This window comes from Mesorhizobium sp. M7A.F.Ca.MR.176.00.0.0, from assembly GCF_004023165.1.
Lineage (GTDB): Bacteria > Pseudomonadota > Alphaproteobacteria > Rhizobiales > Rhizobiaceae > Mesorhizobium.
In genome coordinates this window covers 46,226-52,630 of sequence record NZ_RZTC01000042.1, presented here as the reverse complement: position 1 = coordinate 52,630, position 6,405 = coordinate 46,226, and the positions used below count along the sequence as shown (strand labels likewise).

Annotated in this window: 7 protein-coding genes; 6 read left to right on the top strand and 1 reads right to left on the bottom strand. The window is 63.1% G+C overall.

Going from position 1 to position 6,405, the window contains the following annotated elements:
* The 5 genes from EOB59_RS16200 to EOB59_RS16180 all read left to right on the top strand — a co-directional run.
* Positions 1–824: LysR substrate-binding domain-containing protein (locus EOB59_RS16200; RefSeq protein WP_128288789.1), on the top strand; the 824-nt coding region annotated here is incomplete at its 5' end.
* A 119-nt stretch (positions 825–943) separates the two neighbouring features.
* A complete protein-coding gene (locus tag EOB59_RS16195) occupies positions 944–2,038 on the top strand; it encodes an ABC transporter ATP-binding protein (RefSeq protein WP_128288788.1) in 1,095 nt (364 codons plus the stop codon).
* A 67-nt stretch (positions 2,039–2,105) separates the two neighbouring features.
* Positions 2,106–3,221, top strand: a complete 1,116-nt coding sequence (locus EOB59_RS16190; protein ID WP_127810926.1) for an ABC transporter substrate-binding protein — start codon at positions 2,106–2,108, stop codon at positions 3,219–3,221.
* A gap of 25 nt (positions 3,222–3,246) precedes the next feature.
* A complete protein-coding gene (locus EOB59_RS16185) occupies positions 3,247–4,080 on the top strand; it encodes an ABC transporter permease (protein WP_127267594.1) in 834 nt (277 codons plus the stop codon).
* On the top strand, positions 4,080–4,883 hold the full coding sequence (locus EOB59_RS16180; protein ID WP_127267595.1) for an ABC transporter permease: 804 nt from the start codon (positions 4,080–4,082) through the stop codon (positions 4,881–4,883). Before EOB59_RS16185 ends, EOB59_RS16180 begins: the two co-directional genes overlap by 1 nt.
* Here EOB59_RS16180 and EOB59_RS16175 read toward each other — a convergent pair.
* Positions 4,880–5,668 (bottom strand): fumarylacetoacetate hydrolase family protein, encoded by a 789-nt coding sequence (locus tag EOB59_RS16175; RefSeq protein WP_127810925.1) that lies wholly within the window; start codon positions 5,666–5,668, stop codon positions 4,880–4,882. The genes EOB59_RS16180 and EOB59_RS16175 overlap by 4 nt on opposite strands.
* 268 nt (positions 5,669–5,936) lie before the next feature.
* Between EOB59_RS16175 and EOB59_RS16170 the strand changes: the two genes are divergently transcribed.
* Entirely contained in the window at positions 5,937–6,344 is a 408-nt protein-coding gene (locus EOB59_RS16170; protein WP_127810924.1) for a DUF3168 domain-containing protein, read from the top strand.
* The last annotated feature ends 61 nt before the right edge of the window (positions 6,345–6,405 follow it).

Below are 6,405 nucleotides of genomic sequence, written 5' to 3'. Positions count from 1 at the left end.
CCGACGAGTTGCACCTGACCCGCAGCGCTGTTAGCCATCAGCTTCGCCTGCTGGAGCGCGACCTCGGCTTCGACCTGCTCGAACGCATCGGCAAGGGCGTGGCGCTGACGCCGCGCGGCCAGCGCTACGCCAGCGATGTGCGCAAGGCGCTCACCGTTCTGGGCGACGCGGTGACGCGCGATGCCGGCACCGGAGTCGGCGGCTCGTTCGCCGTCAGTTGCACGCCCGGCTTCGCCTCGCTGTTCTTGTGCACCCATATCGGCGAGTTCCGGCAGATGTATCCTGACGTGGCGCTGCGCATCCTGACGCCGCGCCGGCTCGACGATGTCAGCAATGCCGATGCCGATGCCTTCATTGCGTTTGGTGTCGGCAATTGGCCGAACCGGGCGGTCGAGCCGCTCTGCGAAATCTCGTTCACGCCGCTCTGCAGCCCGACGCTGCTCAACAAGGTCGGCGGTTTTTCCCGGCCGTCGGACGTGCTGCGCGCCAACCTGCTGCATCTCGATGACACCGAGGATTGGGCACGCTGGCTGGCGCTGTCCAAGGTGGAAAACCCCGACATTGAGGGCGGCATCTTCTTTTCGGACATGAACCTCGTCTTTTCGGCGGCGATTGCCGGCCAGGGCATCGCCATGGGCGACGAACTGACCAGCCGGCGGGCGCTGAGCGAGGGCCGGCTGGTCAGGCCGTTCGACATCGCGATCAAGTCGCCGCGCTCCTATTTCCTGGTCTCCGAACACGCCAAGGCTTCGCATCCGGTTCTGGAAGCGTTCGCAGGATGGCTGCGGTCGAAACTCCAGGAGAACCGCATTCTGCCGTATTGAGGGCAGTTGGCGACATCTCGCCATAGATGAATGAAATTTGCCGATCACGCGAAAACTATTCGGTTGCGGTGAGCCGGCACCCTGCCTACGATTTCGACAAGCGTTAGGGAAAGGGCAGTATGCAGCAACCCGGCCGTGCCGCAGAGATCAAGGCAATCGGGATCGGCAAGAGCTTCGGCTCGTTCCGTGCGCTGGACAATCTGTCGCTCGATATCGGCCGTGGCGAGTTCCTGACCCTGCTCGGGCCGTCCGGTTCGGGCAAGACCACCTTCCTGATGATCCTTGCCGGCTTCGTGCAGCCGACCGAAGGCAAGCTGTTCAGCGACGGCGTCGACATCACCGACCGGCCGGCCGAGCAACGTGCCGCCGGCATGGTGTTCCAGGGCTACGCGCTGTTCCCGCATATGAGCGTCGAAGCCAACATCGCCTTCCCACTCAAGGTGCGCAAGAAATCGGCCGCCGACATCAAGCGCCGTGTCGGCGAGATGATCGAGCGCGTCGGCCTCAAGGGCCACGAGAAAAAACTGCCGGCGCAATTGTCAGGCGGTCAGCAGCAGCGTGTGGCGCTGGCCCGCGCGCTGGTGTTCGAACCGGGCGTGCTGTTGCTCGACGAACCGTTTTCCGCGCTCGACAAGGGCCTGCGCGGACAGATGCAGGCCGAGATGAAGCGGCTGCACCAGGAGACCGGGACCACCTTCGTCTTCGTCACCCACGACCAGAGCGAGGCACTGGCGCTGTCGTCGCGCGTCGCCATCTTCAATCACGGCAAATTGCTGCAGGTTGGACCGCCCGACGAGGTCTACGACCGGCCGGACAACCGCTTCGTCGCCGAGTTCCTCGGCGAGATCAACATGCTGCCGCTGAAGGGGGTCAGGCCCGCCGGCAATGGCTCGACGGGCCTGTGCGAGGACCGCACGATCAGCATGGGCTGCAAGGCCGAGCTGGTACAAGGCGATGCAATCCTGGCGATCCGGCCGGAATACATGTCGATATCGGGCGAGGCGGCAGATAGTGAGAATGGCATCGCCGCTACCGCCACCAACTCCACCTATCTGGGTGCTGCAACGCGGCTCGACCTGACGACGCGGCAAGGCGCCAAGGTCACGGTCTCGGTGCCCAACGAGGTGGCTGCCGCGGCCTTGAGCAAGGGCAACTCCGTCTGGCTCACCTGGCCGGCGGAAAAGGGTTTCCTCCTTCCGCATGGAGGGCAATGACGAACGGTGTGGCGAGATATCGCAGCACCGATTCCGGCACTATCAACAACAAAAAAGGGGAACTGACATGACACATGACACCAAAAAACAAGCCATCGAGAACCTGTCCGCCAGGGCAGGTCGCGGCGAGATTTCGCGCCGGCAGTTCACGCAGCTGGCGGCACTCGTGCTGGCCGGCACGCCGATGCTGCTGCGCTCGACAGGTGCCTTTGCGCAGGCCAAGGAACTTGTGCTGGTCAACTGGGGTGGCGATGCCATCACCGCCTACGATGCCGCCTATGGCCAGGCCTTCACCAAGGACACCGGCATCACCGTCAAGATGGACGGTTCGGGTCCGACCGAAGGTGCCATCGCCGCGCAATTCAAGAGCGGCGCGCCGACTTGGGATCTCGTCGACGTAGACCCGTTCTCAGCCATCACGCTCGGCGCCCAAGGGGCTCTCGAGCCGATCGATTACAACATCGTCGACAAGAAGAAGATGCGGCCCGGCTTTGGTTGGGAATACGCCGCCTCGACCTATTTCTTCTCCTATGTCATCGCCTATGATTCCGAGAAGTACGGCAAGGACGCGCCGACCGGCATGGCCGATTTCTTCGATGTGAAGAAATTCCCCGGCAAGCGCTCGCTCTACAAATGGGGCGTGTCGAGCTGGGAAGCGGCGCTGCTCGCCGACGGTATCGCGCCTGCGTCGCTCTACCCGCTCGATCTCAAGCGCGCCCATGACAAGATCGCCGCCTTCAAGGAAAACGTCGTTGCCTATTGGGGTGGCGGCGCCGAAAGTCAGAGCGTGCTGCTCAATGGCGAGGCCTCGATGGCAATCGTCTGGTCGACCCGCGCTTCACTGATCGAGCAGGATAGCGGCGGCAAGATCAAGTTCATCTGGGACCAGGGCCTGATCTCGCCCGGTGCGCTCGCCGTGCTCAAGGGCAATCCCGGCGGCAAGGACGCTGCGATGAAGTTCATCGCCAGTGCCCAGGACCCTGAAAAGCAGCTGGTCATGTTCGACAAGCTCGGCCAAGGTCCTGCAAACCCGGCGGCAGACGCGCTGATCCCTGCCGACAAGAAGCGCATCAACCCGGTCGATCCCGAGAACATGAAGAAGCAGATCGCGCTCGACATGGACTGGTACGCCAAGAACTACGGGCCGGCGCTCGACGAATACACCAAGATCATCTCGGCCTGATCAGGGCAGGGGTAATCGGGTCGACATGAGATCCTATCTCTCCGACAGGATGGGCGCGGCGCTGTTGATGGCGCCGCTGCTCCTGTTTCTTGTCCTGGCCTATGCCTGGCCGTTCCTCGGCGTCGTCAAATGGAGCTTCACGCTGCCGACGCCCGGCCTCGGCCAGTATGAGGCGCTGCTTACCGACGATCTCGTGCAGTCGGTGTTCATCCGCACGCTGCGCATCGCGGCGGTCGTCACCGTGGTTTCGGTGGCCGCTGCCTACGCCATCACCGTCGTCTGGGTGCGTGGAACCCCGGCACAGCGCCTGGTCGCCGAGTTCTGCATTCTCGTTCCCTTCTGGATTTCCGTGCTGACCCGTGCCTTCGGTTGGGTGGCGCTGCTCTCCAATCGCGGCCTGATCAACAGCTGGCTGCAGGCGATCGGCTTCATTTCCGAACCGTTGGCGCTGGTGCGCAACGAATTCGGCGTCATCGTCGGCATGACGCATTTCCTCATTCCTTTCGCCGTCTTCCCGCTGGCATCGGCTATGCGCAGCCTCGACGACCGCGTGCTCCTGGCCGCGCGCGGGCTCGGCTCCAGCCGCATGCGCACCTTCTGGACAGTGTTCGTGCCGATGACGCGCTCCGGCATCATCGGCGCGGCGATGATCGTGTTCGTCTTCTCGCTCGGCTTCTTCGTCACGCCGGCGATCCTCGGTGGCGGCCGCAGCGTCATGATCGCCGAGCTGATCTATCTCAGGATCTTCCAGAGCCCGGACTGGGGCCTGGGGGCGGCGATCAGCGTCGTGTTGGTGCTGTTCGTCGGCGCGCTGATGGCGCTTTTGTTCCGATACGTCAGACCGAAGCAGTTGATCTGATGCCGACCTACCGCCCCGGTCCCGTCTCGCTGATCATCGCCGCCCTCGTGGCGCTGTTCCTGCTGATGCCGCTGCTCGCCGTCATCCCGGTGTCGCTGACGCCGAGCCGCATGCTGGCGATGCCGTCGGGCGAACTGTCGCTGCGCCACTACCGGGCGCTGGTCGAGGACCCGCGCTGGCTCCAATCGATCCTGCTCTCGATCCGCATCGGTGTCGTCAGCAGCGCCTTTTCAACCGTGCTCGCGCTGTGCTTCAGCCTCGGCGTCTGGATGTTCCAGCCCCGCTTCACCGCGGCCCTGGTCGGCTTCGTGCTGCTGCCGATGGTGGTGCCGCCGGTGGTCTCGGCGATCACGCTCTACTTCCTGCTGACCTCGATCTCGGGCTTCAGCACGTTCTTCGGCTATGACACATGGCTCGGCGTCGCCATGGCGCATTCGGTGATGACGGTGCCCTTCGCCACCGTGCTGATGCTGGTCTCGCTCAGCCAGCTCGACCGGCGCATCGACCTTGCCGCGCGGGGCTTAGGGGCCACTGTGTGGGAGCGCGCCACCCGCATCATCATGCCCAACATCAAGTTCGGCATCATCACCGCGGCACTGCTCTCCTTCGTGCTGTCGTGGGAAGAAATCGGCGTCACCCTGTTCATCACCTCGGTCAACGCCATCACCCTGCCGAGGCTGATGTGGATGGGCCTGCGCGACAACATCGACCCGGCGATCGCCGCGCTCTCGGTGATCCTGATCATCATCACCGTGCTGGTGCTGGCGGTGCGCAGTTTCGTGGCCAGGCAGCGCGGAGCCTAGACAAACCGCACCGAGACGCGGCCAAACCGGCCGAGATCGCCGGTGACTTCGTCGCCTGCCTCGACGCTTATCGGCGTCACGCAGGTGCCTGTAATCACCACCTGTCCCGGTTGGAGCGCTATGCCCAGGCCCGACAGCTCGTTGACGAGCCAGGTGAGCGCGACGCGAGGGTCGCCCAACACGGCCGCTCCCGATCCGCTATGTTGCGACCTTTCGGAAACGGACGCGACCACGGGGTGTTTTGCAAGATCCACGCCGCGCCAGTCGTCTTCCGCCGCCTCGCCGATGACAAACAGATTGGCGCAGGCATTGTCCGCAATGAGCTGCGGCGCCCCGACGGCGCAGAAATCGTCATAGCGTGAGTCCGGAATTTCGATCGCCGGGTGCAAGGTCGCCACGGCTTTCATCACTTCGGCGATTTCATAGGGCGCAGGACGAGGCGGCAACTCGCGGCCGAAGCGGAAAGCGAACTCGATCTCGGCCACGCGCATCTTGCTCGTCGCCAGCGAAACGGTCCCGCCGACCTCCACCGCTTTTTCGGCCAGGAGACGTCCGGCCATCGGGCCGTCGACATTGATGTGCCTTTGTCCGGCCACACTGGTCGCGGCAATCTTCCAGCCGAAAAGCGAGGCCGCCGAGCGATCCAGGACATGCGATTGGATGGCGTAACCTTCGAGCCGTGTTTGTGGGCGCAACGCCTCAGGTATGGCGCCGAGACGGGTGCCCTGGTCCCAGTGGCCTACCAACAACCGCGAGGCAGCCCTGGTCTTTTCTGCATCGAGCATCATCAGCTTCCGAAATTGCTTCGTGGATCGTCATGCGACCCTGTAGCGAGAATATGTAACCAGGAATCGAGAGTCCATGTTCGCGGCGCGGTGCCCGCGGACGATGGTGTTGGCAAAGTCGCCCTTTCGAGATCATCGGCATCCATCATTCCGATGACGAATCGCCATCGCCTCCGCGCGTCGAATGGCTATATCTGTCAGAACACGCAGAACGCGGACAGCTTCCGAAAAGCAATAATCGGCAGCGCAGGAACTGGAGGAAAAGACGATGACCGCGCCAGACGATTTACAGCAGGCACTGTTTCTCAGGCTGAAAAGCGATGCATCGCTGTCGGCCTTGCTGGGCGGCGCCGGACTGCTCGAACGGCCAACCGACAATGCCGCTTTTCCGTACGTGACCTGCGGCCAGACCTCTGCTTTCGACTGGGATACGAGCACCGAGAACACTGATGATCAGTTGATTACGCTGCATGTCTGGTCGAAAGCCCATGGCGACGCCGAAACGCTAGCCATCATGGCCGCCATCCAGGCGCGCCTTGCCGACGCAGCATTGGCGATTGGCTCTCGCGGCCAGACACGACTGTCGCTGGAATTTGCCGAAGCCCGCCATGACGAGGATCTGCTCGTGCATCACGGGCTGCTGCGTTTTCGCGCGATAACGCAGGAAAATGCCTGATGCGCTTTCAATATGGTCAAAACCGAGTCTAGACTGGACTTTCGCGGGATTTCACCTGTTC